Source organism: Thermaerobacillus caldiproteolyticus, assembly GCF_013761245.1.
GTDB lineage: Bacteria > Bacillota > Bacilli > Bacillales > Anoxybacillaceae > Thermaerobacillus > Thermaerobacillus caldiproteolyticus.
Genome location: NZ_JACDUT010000003.1, coordinates 57,084 through 75,795 on the forward strand (window position 1 = coordinate 57,084; position 18,712 = coordinate 75,795).

15 protein-coding genes are annotated in these 18,712 nt (G+C 40.8%); 8 read left to right on the plus strand and 7 right to left on the minus strand.

Going from position 1 to position 18,712, the window contains the following annotated elements:
* Window positions 1-200: 200 nt before the first annotated feature.
* The 3 genes from HNR31_RS18580 (at window position 201) to HNR31_RS18590 (ending at window position 1,665) form a co-directional block, all read left to right on the plus strand.
* On the plus strand, window positions 201-989 hold the full coding sequence (locus HNR31_RS18580; RefSeq protein WP_258561016.1) for an MFS transporter: 789 nt from the start codon (window positions 201-203) through the stop codon (window positions 987-989).
* Between the two features lie 23 nt (window positions 990-1,012).
* On the plus strand, window positions 1,013-1,363 hold the full coding sequence (locus HNR31_RS18585) for an MFS transporter (protein WP_258561017.1): 351 nt from the start codon (window positions 1,013-1,015) through the stop codon (window positions 1,361-1,363).
* A gap of 116 nt (window positions 1,364-1,479) precedes the next feature.
* Window positions 1,480-1,665 carry a hypothetical protein gene (locus tag HNR31_RS18590; RefSeq protein WP_233414477.1) on the plus strand — a complete coding sequence of 62 codons (186 nt, stop codon included), beginning with the start codon at window positions 1,480-1,482 and terminating at the stop codon, window positions 1,663-1,665.
* A gap of 462 nt (window positions 1,666-2,127) precedes the next feature.
* On the opposite strand, the gene manA is transcribed toward HNR31_RS18590, so the two are convergent.
* The 5 genes from manA to HNR31_RS05680 form a co-directional block, all read right to left on the minus strand.
* Entirely contained in the window at window positions 2,128-3,090 is a 963-nt protein-coding gene (gene manA / locus HNR31_RS05660; protein WP_181555298.1) for a mannose-6-phosphate isomerase, class I, read from the minus strand.
* Between the two features lie 68 nt (window positions 3,091-3,158).
* Window positions 3,159-3,611, minus strand: coding sequence for a PTS sugar transporter subunit IIA (locus tag HNR31_RS05665; RefSeq protein WP_181555299.1), 453 nt, complete (start codon window positions 3,609-3,611; stop codon window positions 3,159-3,161).
* Between the two features lie 126 nt (window positions 3,612-3,737).
* Window positions 3,738-5,720 (minus strand): BglG family transcription antiterminator, encoded by a 1,983-nt coding sequence (locus HNR31_RS05670; RefSeq protein ID WP_181555300.1) that lies wholly within the window; start codon window positions 5,718-5,720, stop codon window positions 3,738-3,740.
* Between the two features lie 80 nt (window positions 5,721-5,800).
* A complete protein-coding gene (locus HNR31_RS05675; protein ID WP_181555301.1) occupies window positions 5,801-7,216 on the minus strand; it encodes a PTS fructose transporter subunit IIC in 1,416 nt (471 codons plus the stop codon).
* A 159-nt stretch (window positions 7,217-7,375) separates the two neighbouring features.
* Complete coding sequence (locus HNR31_RS05680; protein ID WP_181555302.1) at window positions 7,376-8,899, minus strand: FAD-dependent oxidoreductase; 1,524 nt, start codon at window positions 8,897-8,899, stop codon at window positions 7,376-7,378.
* A 531-nt stretch (window positions 8,900-9,430) separates the two neighbouring features.
* On the opposite strand from HNR31_RS05680, the gene HNR31_RS05685 reads away from it, so the two are divergent.
* From HNR31_RS05685 to adhE, 3 genes are all read left to right on the plus strand, one after another.
* Entirely contained in the window at window positions 9,431-10,825 is a 1,395-nt protein-coding gene (locus HNR31_RS05685; protein WP_181555303.1) for an ATP-binding protein, read from the plus strand.
* A gap of 118 nt (window positions 10,826-10,943) precedes the next feature.
* Window positions 10,944-11,171, plus strand: a complete 228-nt coding sequence (locus HNR31_RS05690; RefSeq protein WP_181555304.1) for a hypothetical protein — start codon at window positions 10,944-10,946, stop codon at window positions 11,169-11,171.
* A gap of 188 nt (window positions 11,172-11,359) precedes the next feature.
* Window positions 11,360-13,963, plus strand: coding sequence for a bifunctional acetaldehyde-CoA/alcohol dehydrogenase (adhE, locus tag HNR31_RS05695; RefSeq protein WP_181555305.1), 2,604 nt, complete (start codon window positions 11,360-11,362; stop codon window positions 13,961-13,963).
* A gap of 360 nt (window positions 13,964-14,323) precedes the next feature.
* On the opposite strand, the gene pflA is transcribed toward adhE, so the two are convergent.
* Window positions 14,324-15,073: a pyruvate formate-lyase-activating protein gene (pflA, locus tag HNR31_RS05700; RefSeq protein WP_181555306.1), complete on the minus strand. Its 750-nt coding sequence runs from the start codon at window positions 15,071-15,073 to the stop codon at window positions 14,324-14,326.
* Window positions 15,074-15,146: 73 nt separating this feature from the next.
* A complete protein-coding gene (gene pflB / locus HNR31_RS05705; RefSeq protein ID WP_181555307.1) occupies window positions 15,147-17,405 on the minus strand; it encodes a formate C-acetyltransferase in 2,259 nt (752 codons plus the stop codon).
* 297 nt (window positions 17,406-17,702) lie between these two features.
* On the opposite strand from pflB, the gene HNR31_RS05710 reads away from it, so the two are divergent.
* Together HNR31_RS05710 and HNR31_RS05715 are read left to right on the plus strand one after the other, a co-directional pair.
* Complete coding sequence (locus HNR31_RS05710; protein WP_181555308.1) at window positions 17,703-18,050, plus strand: lmo0954 family membrane protein; 348 nt, start codon at window positions 17,703-17,705, stop codon at window positions 18,048-18,050.
* A 17-nt stretch (window positions 18,051-18,067) separates the two neighbouring features.
* The gene (locus HNR31_RS05715) at window positions 18,068-18,712 is read left to right on the plus strand and encodes a PspA/IM30 family protein (protein ID WP_181555309.1); all 645 of its coding nucleotides are present in this window, start codon (window positions 18,068-18,070) and stop codon (window positions 18,710-18,712) included.

The following is an 18,712-nucleotide window of genomic DNA, read 5'->3' on the forward strand; positions in this document are numbered from 1 at the left end:
ATCACTGTAATTAAAAATAGAAAGGGGGTTTTGCATTATTAAATTGAATAATCCAAAATTAACTGACCATTCTATCAGAAACTTAAACGGAGGGATTAAAGTAGAAAGAGCAATTAGGAGTCAAAAGAAAGCTAGTCCTTCTGGGACTTATACTCGGGATGTTTTTCAGTGCTCTGGAGCAAACCGCCGTGGGAACTGCCATGCCGATTATCGTCGGCGAGTTGAACGGATTTTCGATTTTCTCATGGGCAACGACGGCTTATCTTATTACATCTACCACGGTGGTACCGATCGCCGGTAAGCTGTCCGACATGTTTGACAGAAGGATTTTATACTTATTGGGTATTCTGATCTTCGTATTGGGCTCGGGGCTGTACGCTACTGCCACCACCATGGAGCAACTGGTACTATACCGCGGCCTGCAAGGCCTGGGAGGCAGCATGATCATGTCTTTGTCCCAGACGATCATAGGGGATATCTTCTCGGAGGGGAAACGGGTCAAATGGCAGGGCGCATTCGGAGGCTTGTTTGCCCTAAGTTCCATCGTTAGACCGTTTATCGGTGGCTTCCTTGTGGATCACGTCAGCTGGCACTGGATTTTCTTAATTAACGTACCTTTTGGCTTGTTGTCAGGCATTCTGATTTTTGTTGGATTGAAGAGGGAAAAAGCGGCAGGCACCACCGATGCTCCCATCGACTACTTGGGTATTGCCGTATTCGTTCCGGCACTGGTTCTGCTGCTATTTAGGCTGACTTTCAGCGGAGAAAAATTTGCATGGGATTCTGCTGCCAGCTACAGTATTTTCGGTGCATCCACTGTTTTGTTCATTCTGTTCGGTTGGGGGGACGTTGGGTCAAAGAACCGATTCTCGATCTCAAGCTGTTTCAAAACCGCGTATTCGCTGTTTCGAACGTGCTGGGTTTGGGCATGTTCGGCGCAATTATGTTCGTTCCGATGTTCATACAGGCCATCTTGGGCGTATCGCTGACGAAAGCTGGCTGACGCCCCCCTATGATGATCTCCTTGATCGCTGCAAGCATAATCGATTCCCAGATCCTTCTGCGCACCCGGTACCAGAATGTGCTTGTTACGGGGATGCTGATCACTTCGCTGGGATTTTATCTGATGAGCACCATGGGGGTGGACACTTTCTCGTTTATTACTTACCTTTATATGATCATTCTCGGAAGCGGCATGGGTCTCGTCATGCCAACCTTGGCTATTGTGGTTCAGGAAGCCTTCCCGAAAAGCCAGCTCGGTACCGTAACCTCGGCCGCTGCCTTCTTCCGATCCATCGGGGGCACCATCGGAGTCACGCTGTTTAACGTGGTAATGAACCACAGCATCAGTGACAATATGTAGCAGGTGCTCTCAGATTCGGATGTCGCTTCCAACCAGGCTGTCCACCCGGTATTGGCAAAGCTTGCGGAGAACACCGACAGTCTGTTCGGTATGATGATTGCTCCGGACGTGCTGAAGTGCCGGAGAAGCTGACCAGACAGATCGTCGGTTACGTGAAGCACGCTTGGACTGATTCCTTCAGCTTCGTCTTCATTGTCGGATTGGGCATTATCGCCCTCGGCGTCCTGACCGCTTCTTTTGTCGGCGATAGTCGAATTCAGCGGGATATGGAGAAGAAAGAGGTTCATGCCGTTACAGATTAAAGGTTGAGTAACTTGACATAAGCCGGAGCGCAAGTGCAGCAGCTGCACACGTTGTACCGTCTTATTCCGTTTCAGTGGACCAAATGCCTCCGGATAACTCCTAGCTGGTTGCTTTCAAAGCTTTTCATACTTCCATAAGGACCGATACATTCTGAAGCAAACTTCAACAATCGGGAGCGATAGTTGAATAACAGAAAATTTGTGAAACAACTTTTTTTGTTACTGCTTCTTAAAACAATTCAAGTTATCTAAAATGAAATAACTATTTTTTGAACACCGTTCGGAATCGAATGGTGTTATGCGTGTTTAGAGTATTAAAATTAAACAACTTTATTGTAAGTGAACAATAGAGTTTTTAGAAAAAGAATATCGGTCATCACATGAGGTAGCAGTGAATGAAAACCGATCAATATCTTCGTAAATGCCAAAGAAGCTGCCTCACGAAACGAGACAGCTTCTTTGTTATGGGTGTTGCGATGGTGATGAGGAAATAATTTCTAATGTTCCTTTGATCGAAAAATATCCAAATTGGTAAGGAAGAATGAAATGGTCTCCTTTCGTTAACGAATACGATTGGCCTTCTGAAATCAGCTCTCCTTCTCCGTGAAGAACGCTGACGATGAGAAAAGGTTTGCTTTGCTTGAATGTGGCTGTTCCCTCGATATTCCATTTTTGCACGGTGAAATAGTCGCTTTCAATAAACGTCGTAATCGTTGTACCATCGTATTTGACGACGTGTGGCTGGGAGTATGCATCGGTATGTGGGACGGTAATAACGTCCAGCGCCTTTTCTAAATGGAGTTCCCGCTTGTTTCCTTTTTCGTCGACGCGGTCGTAATCGTATACACGATACGTCGTATCCGAACTTTGTTGCGTTTCTAACACAAGGGTTCCTTCGCAAAGGGCATGAATCGTTCCGCTTGGGACATAGAAAAAGTCCCCAGGTTTGATTTTCACTTTGCGAAGCAGCTTGTCCCATTGTCCGTTGTCCATCATTTCTTTTAGTTCTGTTTTCGTTTTGGCATTGTGGCCATACACGAGCTCTGCGTCTTTTTTGCAGTCGATAATATACCAGCATTCTGTTTTTCCTAGTTCGCCGTTTTCGTGTTCGCGTGCATATGTATCATCTGGATGAACTTGAACGGATAAATCGGCATTGGCATCTAAAATTTTCGTAAGCAACGGAAAGTGCTCGGAAGGGAAATGACCGAACAAGTCACGGTGCTCGTCCCATAGCTGTCCGAGCGGCATCCCTTCAAATGGTCCATTTTTGACAAATGTTTGTCCGTTCGGATGAGCGGATACTGCCCAACATTCCCCTGTCCGCTCGGAAGGAATGTCGTAGCCAAACTGTTGCGCTAACTTTGTTCCTCCCCAGATTCTTTCTTGGAAAATGGGAGTGAAAAAAATCGGCTCTATTTGCATGTGTTTTCACACCTTTTTATGATATATATAATTTATATATTTTGATTATACAAAAAATTTCTCCGATTTTATACTTGATCAAACAATTGCATCACTTCTTCTTTCGTTGTGGCATGTAAAAGGTGTTCACGAAATTCGTCATCCATTAATTTACGAGATAGAAGTTGGAGAATTTTTAAATGCTCATCTCCTGCATGTTTTTCTGGTACAGCAATCATGAAAATAAGTTGGGCTTTTTCGCCGTCTAGGCTATCCCAGTCAACTCCGCTTTTTTTCACTCCGAAGGCCACACATGTTTTTTTCACAGCATCGCTTTTGCCATGGGGAATCGCAATTCCGAAGCCGATGCCTGTGCTTCCTTCCATTTCTCGTTTGTACAATGACTGTTTATATTTCTCTTTATCGTGTAAAGCTCCGCTGCGATCAATCATTTCGGCCATTTCTTCCATGATTTCGTCTTTTGTTTTTCCTTCTAGTTGTAATTGGATTAAATTGGTTGTTACAAGTTCTGTTAAATTCATGTTTCTCACTCCTTCTAAATGTGTAAAGAAAATTTGTTTTGCTTCAGAGTCCAGAGTTTTTTTGTTAAACTCGTGTTTTCACGGTGACAAGTGTTTCTGCAGGAGAAGAACGTTTGGCTTCGAGAGCTAAACGAGCCCCCTTGTTTTTTTGTTTACTGATTCGTAAAATTCGTCAATGGTTGTAGAAAGGGCTAATTGTTTTAGCGTCTCTTCGTCTTCTGATAAATCGGATAATTCTTGAAACAATTTCTTTATTGTTTCGTTATCGTGAAAGTTATGAGCGATCATAAAAACGAATTTCACTTTTTCTCCATCCCAATCAATAGCGGAGGATAGTCGAGCAATTGCTATAACAGATTGATTAATCCATTGCACTTGCCCATGCGGAATCGCGATCCCCCCGCCAATATACGTGGAAGAGAGTGTTTCTCGCTCTTTTGCACTTTCTCCGTATGGTTCTTCTACATAGCCGTGTTTGTAAAGCTCGTTCGCCACATATTCAATGATTTCTAATCGGTCTGTGAAAGAGACATCAAGAAAAATTAAGTTTGGATCGATGAATTGTTGTAATGTTTCGTAACGATGCGTTTCTTCTGCGAAATGAGAAACGCGATAAATAAATTGTTTGAGCATTTCCAGTTCGTGTTTTGGCAATAGCGGACTCACAGTCATAACAGGAACAGGCGTATAGTCTAGCGGAACGGTACTAAGTAACAAGTCGGGTTCTTTTGCTGCGATGACTTCGTTCAGTTTGGCAATCGAAGTTACTTCGACAATCTCTAGCTCTGGAAATGAAGCGGAAATTTTTGCTTCAATCAATTGTGATGTCCCGGAACCGGTAGCACAAACAATGACCACTCGCGTTTTTTCTTTTTTGTGTTGCAGCCGTTCCAGGGCAGCTTGAACATGTAGGACAATGTAAGCTACTTCGTCTTCCGGAATGATAACGTTTGCTTTTTGTTCAACCTTAGTGATCAAAGATAGAACGAGTTCGAATGGATAGCAATACATTCGTTTGATTTCTTTAAGCATCGGATTTTTCACCGATAAACCGTTTCTCAATCTGTTTAGTGTCGAATGAAAATGAATAGTGAGTCCTACTAATAATTCTTTATCGTCGCACAATCGTTCGTTGGTGTGTAATGAGATTTCCTTAATTAGTTCTCTGACGATTTCTAACGATTCTCTGTCTACTTTTTTTAATAAATGCTCAATCCCTTCTTTTATGTGGATTTGGTCATACCGTACTCTTGCGCCTAGAAAATGAAGGGTAATGTATCCAATTTCTTCTTTCGGGATTTTAACGGCTAACCATTGTTCAATCCGTTTCGCAAGCTGTTCCGCGAGCAGGTATTCTGTTTTTGTCTGTAGCTCTTGTAATTGGCTTTTGTCCATGCGAATACTATGCCCTTTTTTAATTCGCTTGACCGCGATTGCAATGTGCACAGTTAGACTGACAACTGATTGATCGGTTAGCCGAAAATCAAGAGATTCGTCCATTTGACGAATTTCTTTTTCAATGAGAGCTAATTCATATGGTTGTAAAACATCTTCAATCATTTTTAGCTGTTTTGCATCGAGAATGTAGTAGGAATGGTCAACGAGCAACTCTACGAGCTGTGATAAGGCGGAGCGCCACGCTTTTTCTGTTCCTTCTACTTTTAAACCTAGGTGTGGTTTACGAATTAATGTAAGTCCAAAAGATTGTAACCAATCTTCTATTTCTTCTAAATCGTAGCTAATTGCCGATTTACTGACATAAAATTGATTTGCTAGTTGCTGCATTGTTACTGGTTTATCTGCTGTCAGTAGCGCTTTGATCAATTGGAGCTTTCGATAGTCTTGAGATACGTCTTTTTCATCCAAAAGCGAAAGGTCGCGAAAAAGTTTCTGTTTTTCCTTTTCGTCCCCTTTCACGATGACCCCTATACTTGGTTTTCGTTCAATCACGATATGGGGATATTTTTGTAATAGAAATTCATCAAGCGCTTTTAAATCATTTCGGATCGTCTTTTCAGAACATACCAATTCATTCGCCAATGAAGTGACAGATGTATAGGCATTGGTAGTTAACAAATGTTTTAATAGTTGTTTATGGCGAGAAAGCATCACTGTCACCTCTTTCTTTTGCATTGGACAAAAAAGGCAGAATCGTTGCTGGTTGCAAAGATTCTTATACAAATATAATGTTACTCTGCAGATTCAACCGGCTTTTTAATCACATTCACTACTAAAGCTGTAACAATCATTCCAATGATGATCGATACAAAAAACATTGGGACGTTATCAACAGCTTGGAATACGGCGACAATTGGACCCCCATGTGGGACATGGTCTGTTACTCCGCTTAGCATGGCGATTACCGCCCCTACCATTGAGCCGATCATAATGCTTGGAATGACGCGGAGTGGGTCTCGTGCGGCAAACGGAATTGCTCCTTCTGTAATACCGACTAGCCCCATTGCCAGCGCCGCTTTTCCGGCTTCCCGTTCTTCTGCGGTAAATTTTGTTTTGTTTAATAAAGTCGCTAATCCTAGTCCAAGCGGCGGGATACAAATGGCGGCAGCGATCGCCCCCATAATATGAGCATTTCCTTCTGCGATCATTGCTGAACCGAATAAGAAGGCGACTTTGTTGACAGGACCACCCATATCGAATGAGATCATCGCTCCGAGAATTATCGCTAATACGATTTTACTTGCACCTTGCATGCTGTTTAGCCATGATGTAAGTCCTTCCATCATTCCAGCAATCGGTTGTCCAAGAATGAAGATAAAAATTGCTGCCACTAAGATGGAAGAACATAATGGAATGACGAGTATAGGCATAATCGGTTGAATCACTTTAGGAACACGGATGCTTTTAATCCATTTTGCAATGTAACCAGCTAAAAATCCAGCAATAATTCCTCCGATAAATCCAGCTCCTGCTTCACTGCCGTAAAAACTTCCGTTTGCGGCAATATAACCGCCAATCATACCCGGGGCAAGTCCAGGGCGATCAGCGATACTCATAGCAATAAACCCAGCTAAAATTGGGACCATGAATGTAAAACTAGCTGTCCCGACGTTAAGAATGTGATTCCAAACGGAGCCTTTCGGAATGACGAGACCTTTTTCTGTTGGTTCCCCACCAATAGCGAGAGAAAGAGCGATTAACAATCCACCGATGACGACAAATGGAATCATATAAGAGACTCCGTTCATCAAATTGCGGTAAATTGGATTCTGTTTTTGTGTTCTTTCTTCTTTGACTTCTTCGATCGTTTTCAGCTTATCAGGCTCCGATTTTCCATATATAGGGACTTCATTACGTTCGAATTTAGCAATGAGTTCTTCCGGTTTGCGAATGCCGTCGGTTACGGACGCTTCTAACACTCGTTTTCCATAAAAACGGCTTTTGTCCACTTGTTTATCTGCGGCAATAATAATTCCGTCTGCTGTTTGAATGTCTTCTACGGTTAATTCGTTCTCGACACCAATGGAGCCTTGTGTTTCTACTTTCATCTCATGTCCCATTTTTTCAGCGGCTTTCGCTAGTTTCTCAGCAGCCATATACGTATGTGCAATTCCGTTGGGACAAGAAGTAATCGCTAAGAGTTTCATAATTTTCCCCCTTTCTGGTTGTAAGCCCTTTCACAGACATATTAACGCGATTTGATAGGGAAAATAGAACAAATATGTACCGGAAGTTCCGGTAAAAAGTATGTTAATCAGTTTTTCGGAAGGAAATAAGGAAAGAGCCGCCTCATTGGCAGCTCTTTGTCAAGGTTTGTCATCATTGATTTTTATTAGTGGCTGTTGGGCCGGTCCTTCGATGACGTCACCGTGGACGGAGAAACGAGACCCGTGACAAGGACAGTCCCATGTGCGGTCGCCGCTATTCCACTCTAGTTCGCACCCCATATGGGTACATGTCGTGTCAACAATGGACAATGTCCCGTTCTCGTCTTTATAGGCTCCTGCTCGTCTGCCGTTGACGACAACAACGGCCCCTTCCCCGTTCGCCAAGTCCTCTGGTGTTCGAATTGCGACTTCGACTTTTCCTTCAACAAGGTGTTTGGCGACATCAAGGTTTTGTGTGATAAAGTGTTTTATGCTAGGATCAGCATAAAATCTTGATGGTGTGTATAGGTCGCGATAGCGGTTGTCCCGTCCCATAATTAAATCTTTCAGCAACAATCCAGCGACGGTTCCGTTTGTCATTCCCCATTTGCGGTACCCTGTCGCGACATAAATATTTGGCGTATTCGCTGTCATGTTTCCGATATATGGAACTTTGTCTAATGTCGTTAAATCTTGCGCCGACCAGCGGTAAGGAAAGGCTGACACTGTAAACAACTGCGAGGCAAACGATTGAAGCGCCTCATAATGTTGAATTGTGGGAACACCTTGTCCCGTTTTATGATTTTCTCCCCCGATCAAGATCAGTTTTTCGTCGCCCATTGTGGCATAACGAATCGAGCGTTTCGGGTTATCGGCGCTTAAATACATGCCACCAGGATACTCTTCAGCAATCTGTACGGCTAGCACATACGACCGTTCTGCATACATTCTTGAAAAATAAAAACCGCCATCGTAAAACGGAAAATGAGAGCAAATGACCACATGTTCGCACGTGATCCGCTTTTTATCTCGAGTGACAACGGTTAATGTTTCTCCTTGTTCTATATCTGCAGCGGGAGTCTGCTCGTAAATCTTTCCACCGTTTTGGACAATGACATCAACGAGTTTTAGTAAGTATTTTAGCGGATGAAATTGAGCTTGGTTTTTCATCATGACAGCGGCTTTGACCGGAATGGAAAGCGGAATCGTTTCGATAAATGCTCCGTCAATGCCAAGTTTTTCGTATGCTTTCCATTCATTGATAAGCTTATTGAGCGATGACGAAGAATTTGTGTATATGTATGCCTCTTGTTCCACAAAGTCGCAATCTATACCCTTTTCTTTCACAGTACTTTTGATAAACTGTAGAGCGTCCATGCAAGCTTCGTAGTACAGTTTTGCTTTTTCTACACCGAGATGATTAATCAATTCGTCATAGATGAGGTCGTGCTGCGCTGTAATTTTCGCGGTTGTATGTCCGGTTGTTCCATTTACAAGACGATCAGCTTCGATAAGCGCGACTTTTAAGCCCTCGTTCACAAGCAAATAAGCAGTCGTAATTCCGGAAATACCTCCGCCGATAATGGCAACATCGACGTTAATATCATCTGTTAGCTTTGAAAACGACGGAATAGAAACGGACGTCCGCCAATACGGTTCAAGCGATGTAGGAAGAGAATTCATTGGATATTCCTCCTTATGATGATTTTCCTTATATACATAAATTTCCTTAAAATAAAAAAATTATCCCTGTTTTTCTGATTAGAAAGAAATGAGACAGTTAAAACGGTTGGTAAGGGAATGAGCAGCAATGAGAGTAGAGGGAACATGGAGACCTTCATACTTTTAAATTATATTAATATAGAAATTGTGACAGAAAAACGTCTTAAACAGATTAGAGCGGAAATCGGATGAACAACATGTGTGAAGTGACGATAGAAAGAAATCTAGTAAGAAGTGCGGCTGTTAACGGCTGTTCGTTGGTTTGAGTTCGCCTTAGTCCTTCTTTACTCGAGATGGGAAGAAGCGAAAAACACCATTTAAAATCTTTTGGAAATAAATGAATATGTAAAATGATAGGTGTACAATAGAATCTGTCTTTTTCTTTTTTTGGTAATCACACTCACTAAAGAGGAAAGATGATAAAATAAGAATTATAGGAAAGCGGTGTAAACAGAAATATTTTTATAAAATAATTTAAGAGGGAGATTGGAAGTGAATAAATATACAATACATTCAGATGACCATTCATCCGTACTGCACGATAGTCTCATTCTGGAACATTACGGATTAAATGAATTAAATTTTGAATCTGTAAAAAGTTACCGTGAAAAATTTGCAGCTGTAAAGCCAAATCATCCATGGAATGGACTCGAGACAAAAGAATTTTTATACAAAATTGGCGCATGGGGAAAACTGCGGAACAGCAGTAAAGAAGGAGTCACATTGGCAGGTTTATTAATGTTTAGCGAAGAGCGGATTATTACAGAAGTTTTACCGCAATATTTTTTGGAGTATCGGGAAAGTTCGAGCGATATAGTAACCAGTGTTTGGACAAAGCGATTTACGTCTCAAGATGGAACATGGTCAGGAAATGTGTATGATTTTTATTTTAAAGTGATGGCACACTTCACCAACGTAGATTCTACATTGTCCCCTGCTTTGCATGAAGCGCTCATCAATGCATTAGTTCACGCTGATTACTCGGGCGAAGGTGGCATTGTCATTGAAAAAGAGCAGGATGTCTTTCGATTTTCAAACCCAGGATTATTTCGGATTCCAATTGATCACGCTTTTTCGGGTGGAATGAGCAATCTCCGCAATCCGAATCTATTTAAAATGTTTATTTTAATTGGACTTTGTAAACGGGCTGGTTCGGGGTTAAAGCATATTGAAATTACGTGGAAACAACATCAATGGAAGCAGCCGGAGTTTTTGCAACATACAAATCCAGAGCGCACGATTTTAACATTAACGATCCAATCATCGAAGTATCTTTTTCCAGATGAAACGGCTGCATCATATGAAACAGTTCATGTTGATGATATGCAACAGCATGAAAATGACGATATGAATGAACCGATGTTTGAGCAAGTAGTAAACTCCGTAAATAAGGATTTATACTCCGTAAACAAAAATCGACACTCCGTTAATAACCATAAAAACTCCGTAAACAAAGGTGTCGACTCCGTGAATAATGACGTTAAGTCCGTAAATAAAGATCCAGATTTCATAAGTGATATGATGGACTCCGTAAATAAAGATTCTAACTTCATAAATAATCCGTCTAACTCCGTAAATAACAAAAACGATCGATCTTCTGAGATGGCTTCGTTCGTTGAGTCTGGACAGATTCATGAAGAATTATGGAATATAGCGGAGTTAGCACGAAAGAAAAAACGTCTTCATCCAAGTGTAATGGAACAAATCATTTTACAGCTTTGTGCCAAAAAACCGTTAATGTTAAAAGAATTAGCCACATTGTTAGCAAGAACGCCTGATGGTTTGCGAAACAACTATTTAGCGAAGTTGTTAGACGAAGGGAAAATACAATTAAAATATCCTAATCAGCCAAATCACCCAAGGCAAGCTTATATAACGAAGAAATGATTTTTCTTTATATTGTACAATAACAGTAGGATTCACAATTTGTTCAATATATAACAAACAACTGTTTGAAAAAACGTATTACAATAAGAGCAAACATGGTAACATTAGGAGTGAGAACATGATTGTTTGCGAGTGGAGAGATTTTTCAACTGATGTAGCAACTTATACACTGGAGAGCTTTGAAGAAACGATTGGCGACTCGTTTGAAGCGATGATGTTTGAAGAGGGGAATGACATCCCTTCTTATATATGGACAGTTAATTACGTCGTTATTATTAAAAGAAATACACGAATGTATCATGATATTTCATTTACTAAAATTCCTCGCAATCCTGTTTGCGAGTAGCAGTAACGAGCTATCTTGGACGATAGCTCGTTTTTTACAAAAAAAGATTGTTCAATATTTCACAAATTTGACAAACCGAAATCCCAGTCGACCGTTTATAATGAAAGTGTGCTGGATGAGATGATTCTCATCTAAAATTTTTCTTTTTGTTTGTGAAATTCTTCACAAATTAATAGGAGGTCGTCAACATGGCTGTTGAAGAAAAAGTGTTAGACAAAAAAAGTGAAGTGACCAAAATGATCGACCAGCTTGTCGCGAATGCTCAAAAGGCACTAGAAAGATTTAGAGATTACGACCAAGAAACGATTGATAAAATCGTTAAAGAAATGGCGTTGGCTGGACTCGATCAGCATATGTCATTAGCAAAACTTGCAGTCGAAGAAACAAAACGTGGTGTATATGAAGATAAAATCATTAAAAATATTTTCGCAACCGAATATATATACCACAATATTAAGTACGATAAAACGGTCGGTATTATTCGTGAAAATCCGCATGAAGGAATTGTGGAAATTGCAGAACCGGTTGGTGTAATTGCAGGGGTAACACCAGTAACAAACCCGACATCAACGACGATGTTTAAAGCACTTATTTCGATTAAAACACGTAACCCAATCATTTTTGCTTTCCATCCATCTGCGCAAAAATGCAGTAGTGAAGCAGCAAGGGTTTTACGTGAAGCAGCGATTAAGGCAGGCGCTCCAGAACACTGTATCCAATGGATCGAAACACCTTCATTAGAAGCAACACAACAACTCATGCATCATCCAGGTGTTTCTCTCATTTTAGCAACTGGTGGTGCAGGTATGGTGAGGGCTGCTTATAGCTCAGGAAAACCAGCTTTAGGTGTTGGTCCTGGTAACGTCCCTTGTTATATTGAAAAAACGGCGAATGTGAAACGAGCGGTCAACGATTTAATTTTATCAAAAACATTTGATAATGGCATGATTTGTGCTTCTGAGCAAGCTGTAATCATTGATAAAGTGATTTACGACAAAGTCAAAAAAGAAATGATCGAAAACCATTGTTATTTCTTAAATGAAGAAGAAAAGAAAAAAGTAGAAAAACTCGTGATCAATGAAAATACGTGTGCTGTCAATCCTGATATCGTTGGGAAACCGGCATATGAAATTGCAAAAATGGCTGGTGTCGACGTACCGAAAGACACGAAAATTCTTGTTGCCGAATTAAAAGGAGTCGGTCCGCAGTATCCACTTTCTCGCGAGAAGCTAAGCCCTGTGTTAGCTTGTTATAAAGTAAATAGCACAGAAGAAGGTTTTAAGCGTTGTGAAGAAATGCTAGAGTTTGGGGGATTAGGTCACTCAGCTGTGATTCATTCTGATAATGAAGATGTAATCACAGAATTTGGCAAGAGAATGAAAGCAGGCCGAATTATTGTCAATGCTCCATCTTCACAAGGAGCGATTGGTGATATTTATAATGCATATATTCCATCGCTAACACTCGGCTGTGGTACATTTGGCGGAAACTCTGTATCAACGAACGTAGGAACGATTCACCTCATTAATATTAAGAAAATGGCGAAAAGGACTGTCAATATGCAATGGTTTAAAGTACCACCAAAAATTTATTTTGAGAAAAATGCTACGCAATATTTGGCGAAAATGCCGAATATCTCAAAAGCGTTTATTGTTACAGACCCAGGTATGGTGAAACTGGGATACGTAGATAAAGTGTTATATTATTTACGAAAACGCCCAGATTACGTTCATTGCGAAATTTTCTCGGAAGTAGAGCCCGACCCATCCATCACGACGGTGATGAAAGGTGCCGATATGATGAGAAGCTTCGAGCCAGATGTGATTATTGCGCTCGGCGGCGGTTCAGCGATGGACGCAGCGAAAGCGATGTGGCTGTTCTATGAACATCCAGAAACAGACTTCAATGGATTGAAACAAAAATTCTTAGATATTCGGAAACGTGTTTTTAAATATCCAAAGCTAGGCCAAAAAGCGCAATTTGTGGCAATTCCAACAACATCAGGAACGGGTTCAGAAGTTACATCATTTTCGGTTATTACCGATAAAGAAAATAACATTAAATATCCATTGGCAGACTATGAATTAACACCAGATGTGGCGATTGTCGACCCGCAATTTGTCATGACATTGCCAAAACATGTAACAGCCGATACAGGGATGGACGTACTAACTCATGCGATCGAAGCATATGTATCTAATATGGCAAACGACTATACAGACGGTCTTGCAATGAAGGCGATCCAACTTGTTTTTGAATATTTACCAAGAGCTTATAAAAACGGAAATGACGAAGTTGCCCGTGAAAAAATGCATAATGCATCAACGATTGCGGGTATGGCATTCGCGAATGCGTTCTTAGGCATTAATCATAGTTTAGCTCATAAACTTGGTGCGGAATTCCATATCGCTCACGGACGGGCTAACACCATTTTAATGCCGCACGTCATTCGCTATAATGCAACAAAACCGAAAAAATTCGTAGCATTCCCTAAATACGAATATTTCGTTGCAGATCAACGTTATGCAGAAATTGCAAGAATGTTAGGCTTGCCAGCTCGGACAACCGAAGAAGGGGTAGAAAGCCTCGTTCAAGCGATTATTAAGCTAGCAAGAGAACTAGAGATTCCAATGAGCATTGAAGCATGTGGTGTCAGCAAACAAGAATTTGAAAGCAAAGTCGAAAAATTAGCAGAGCTTGCCTTTGAAGATCAATGTACAACCGCTAATCCGAAGCTCCCGCTTGTCAGCGATTTAGTAGAAATTTATCGCCAAGCGTTTAAAGGAGTGTAATAGATCCCTCAGCTTCTCCTCTGAGAAAGGCTTATGAATCAAGGGAGCGGGTCCCTTATTCATAAGCTTTTTTTATGAAAAATAGAAGCTAAATTATTGTAATTACAATATCGCATTTTTCATTAGATGGTGGCGAGAGGAACGACCGCCATGTGAGTTTTCTGTGCAAATAACTGCGAGTCCTATTATTTCATCAATAGATTGGGAGTAGAAAATTACTCATGGATACTTTGATTCACAAACACTTCTGCAGGTGAATATGTCTATGGCGGCTAAGCAGGGATTTTTTCTTTTTTTTGTCAACTTTCCCGCCAATCGGCTGATGCATGAAGTAGAATTACAATGAAAAGACCTCTTACGTTACGTAAGAGGCACGGAAGGTTCATTTCCATGTAAGATTTGTTGTGCCATTTGAATGCTTTCTTCCGAAGGAGGTTCAATACCCTCAAGAGGGTAAGCAAGTCCAAGGGTCTTCCATTTGTATACCCCCAATTTATGATAAGGAAGGATTTCGATTTTCTCTACGTTGTTGAGTGTGCGAATAAATGCGGCGAGACGGTGTAAGTCCTCTGGATCATCTGTAACCGTTGGAACAAGAACGTGACGAATCCAGATAGGAACGTTTTTCTCGGATAACAATTGCGCGAATTGCAAAATATGTTGATTCGTTTTCCCGGTTAATTTGCGGTGTTTTTTTTCATCAATATGTTTTAAATCGAGTAAAATTAAGTCGGTATACAAAAGCAATTCGTTCAGTTTCTGTTGAAATGCATTTTCTGTTGTGTAACAGCCTCCAGATGAGTCAATGGTTGTATGAATACCGATTTTTTTGCACTCTTTAAATAGCTCAATTAAAAAATCCATTTGTAAGAGCGGTTCGCCACCGCTGACAGTAATCCCACCGCCTGAAGCTTCGATAAACGGGAGATATGTTTTTAAATCTGTGATAATTTCCTCTACCGTCATTTCTTTTCCTTTGCCAATTTCCCACGTATCGGCATTATGACAATATTGGCAACGTAACACACACCCTTGTGTAAACACGACGTAGCGAAGACCAGGACCGTCTACGGTACCACATGATTCAATCGAGTGAATAAACCCTTTCATCGGATGATGCTCCCCTTCCTTATAGAAGCTCCCCCCTCACGAAGAGAGTACGCCGTGAGGGGGGATTTTTTTCTTACATACTTTCGTGGAATGTACGGTTAATGACATCAATTTGTTGTTCACGTGTTAATTTAATGAAGTTAACTGCATATCCGGAAACACGAATCGTCAATTGCGGATATTTTTCCGGATGTTCCATTGCATCTAATAATGTCTCGCGGTTAAAGACGTTAATGTTGAGATGGTGACCACCTTTTTCTGCATAACCGTCTAAAATCGCAACAAGGTTACGAACTCGAGTTTGTTCATCTTTTCCTAACGCTTTTGGTACGATCGAGAACGTATTCGAAATTCCGTCTAACGCATATTCGTATGGCAATTTAGCAACAGAGCTTAAGGAAGCTAACGCCCCTTTTGTGTCGCGGCCATGTAACGGGTTCGCTCCTGGAGCAAATGGCTCACCAGCGCGGCGGCCATCAGGGGTATTCCCCGTTTTCTTACCATATACTACGTTTGAGGTGATCGTTAAAATAGACGTTGTATGTTTCGAATCGCGATATGTTTTATGTTTTTTCAATTTCGTCATAAAACGCTCAACTAAATCGACTGCGATTTGATCGACACGATCATCGTTATTTCCGTATTTCGGGAAGTCGCCTTCAATTTCAAAGTCGACAGCAAGACCATTCTCATCGCGAATCGTTTTTACTTTTGCGTATTTAATGGCGCTTAACGAGTCCGCAACAACGGATAAACCAGCGATACCTGTTGCCATTGTTCGTAAAATATTCGTATCATGGAGCGCCATTTCAATGCGTTCGTAGCAATATTTGTCATGCATATAATGAATAATATTTAACGTATTAATATAAAGCTCAGCGAGCCATTCTAAAACATGGTCAAACTTGCGCATAACTTCATCATAATCTAAATATTCAGATGTAATTGGCGCAAATTCTGGCCCGATTTGGATTTTTAATTTTTCATCGACACCGCCGTTAATCGCGTATAATAACGCTTTCGCAAGGTTTGCACGCGCACCGAAAAATTGCATTTGTTTACCGATTCTCATCGCCGATACGCAGCAAGCAATTCCGTAATCATCGCCAAATTCAGGGCGCATTAAGTCGTCATTTTCGTATTGAATCGAGCTTGTTTTAATTGACATTTTTGCGCAATATTCTTTGAATTTTTCTGGCAATTGTTTTGACCAAAGCACCGTTAAGTTTGGTTCTGGCGCAGGGCCTAAGTTATCTAATGTATGAAGGAAGCGGAATGAGTTTTTCGTGACTAACGGACGACCATCAATCGCTATACCGCCAATGGACTCTGTTACCCACGTTGGGTCGCCGCTAAACAATTCATTATAATCAGGTGTTCTTGCAAATTTAACAAGACGCAATTTCATAACGAAATGGTCAACGAGTTCTTGGGCTTCTTTTTCTGTAAGCAGGCCTTCTTGTAAGTCGCGTTCGATATAAATATCTAAGAAAGTGGAAACGCGTCCTAAACTCATTGCAGCGCCGTTTTGTTCTTTAATCGCTGCTAAGTAAGCAAAATAGAGCCATTGAAATGCTTCATGTGCATTGCGTGCTGGTTGAGAAATGTCGTAACCGTAGCTGAGTGCCATTTGTTTTAATTCTTTTAAGGCACGAATTTGTTCGGAAATTTCTTCGCGAAGGCGAATGATGTCTTCTGTCATTGTTCGTGCGCCTGTATTTTTCAAATCTTTTTGTTTTTCTTCAATTAATCGGTCAACACCGTATAAAGCAACGCGGCGATAGTCGCCGATAATGCGGCCGCGTCCATATGCATCAGGAAGACCTGTAATAATGCCGGCTTTGCGTGCCGCTCTCATTTCATCGGTATATGCGTCAAATACACCTTGGTTATGTGTTTTGCGATATTCAGTGAAAATCTTTTTAATTTCATCGCTTACTTTATAGCCGTATGCTTCACATGATTGCTCTGCCATGCGGATACCGCCAAATGGCATTAGTGAGCGTTTAAACGGTTTGTCCGTTTGAAATCCAACAATTTTTTCTAGGTCTTTGTTTAAATAACCAGGATCATGGGAAGTAATCGTTGAAACGATTTCGGTATCCATATCAAGAACGCCGCCTTTTTCGCGCTCTTGTTTCGATAACTCCATCACTTGTTCCCATAATTTTTTCGTAGCTTCAGTAGGCCCTTCGAGAAAAGATTCATCCCCATAGTAAACAGTAACGTTGCTTAAAATGAAATCGCGAACATCAATCCCCTTCTTCCATTTTATTCCTTTAAATCCTCTCCATGGTTCTAATGAAATTTCTTTCACGACAGTTTGTTTCATAATATCCCCTCCCATAAGACTATAACAGAGCCGTGAAATTTTATATAACAGCTTCTGAATATAGAATACTATATTTGCTTAAGAGTGGAAGAACGTATTATTGAATGATTTGTGAAATATTGAGCAAATAAATAAAAAGGATAATCCCTAGATAGTTACTATGATTTTATTTTTCAATACATACACTCCTCTGCTTTTTCTATTACGTCTCAAGTCTTAGAGAAAAATAAAGCTCAGGCTCATTATAGAAGGCTCATTTCGTTGGTAATATTGGAAATAAGAAAGGAGGAAAAAGAGATGAAAAAGTGCGCCTTACTGGTTGCAGGCGGAGTGGCTGCGATCGTGCTTGTCGCTAATCTTGGCTCCATCGTCGGTTTAGCGATTAGCCTCGTGATTATGTATTATGCCTTTAAAAAATTCGTGCAAGCGAAAACAGTCGTAAAAAAAGTATTTTGGGCGGTGCTTGGGCTCATTGCGCTTTCCGCTGCTGCTTCCAACGTACCGGCTATCATTGGTGTCGCTGCAGCCTATGTGTTGTATATCGTGTACAAAAAGTGGAATAAACATAAACCAATCATGGAACCAGTGGATGATCCATTTATCAATTTTGAAAAACAATGGGCAGAGTTAAAACGGAACTATTAAAAGGGAGGAAAACGGATATGACTCATTTATTTACTCGTATTAAAAATGTCATTATGGCTGATTTACATGAGATGCTTGACAAAAAAGAACAGCAAAATCCCATTGCGTTATTAAATGAATATTTGCGGCAATGTGAACGAGAAGTAGAAAAGACGCGTCATCTTCTGGAACGCCATTACTTATTAAAAGAAGAATTGACGCGTGAGTATCATCATGCAAAAGAGCTCGCAGAAAAGCGAAAAAATCAAGCGCAAATTGCTTCACAGGCAGGAGAAAGTGAATTGTATCAATTTGTCGCTCATGAGCAAGCTAAATATGAAGAACGCGCATTGCACCTAAAGGAGTCGCTTCAGCAGACGATTCATCAGCTTGAAGAATTAGAGCGAAAATATGAAGAAATGAAACATAAGTTAAAGGATATGCAAATTAGACGAATGGAGCTTATGGGACGGGAGAATGCCGCACGTGCTCATCATCGAATGAACCGAGTATTAGAAGCAGAGCACTACGGAAAACCGTATTCTCGATTCATTGAAATTGAACAATATCTTGAACGTCTCGAGCAGAAAGTGAAAGCTGATTATTATTCAAGCACCATTGATGCACGCATTGCTCAATTAGAGAGAGAATTGAAAAAACAAGGAACCGATTCAAATTTATAA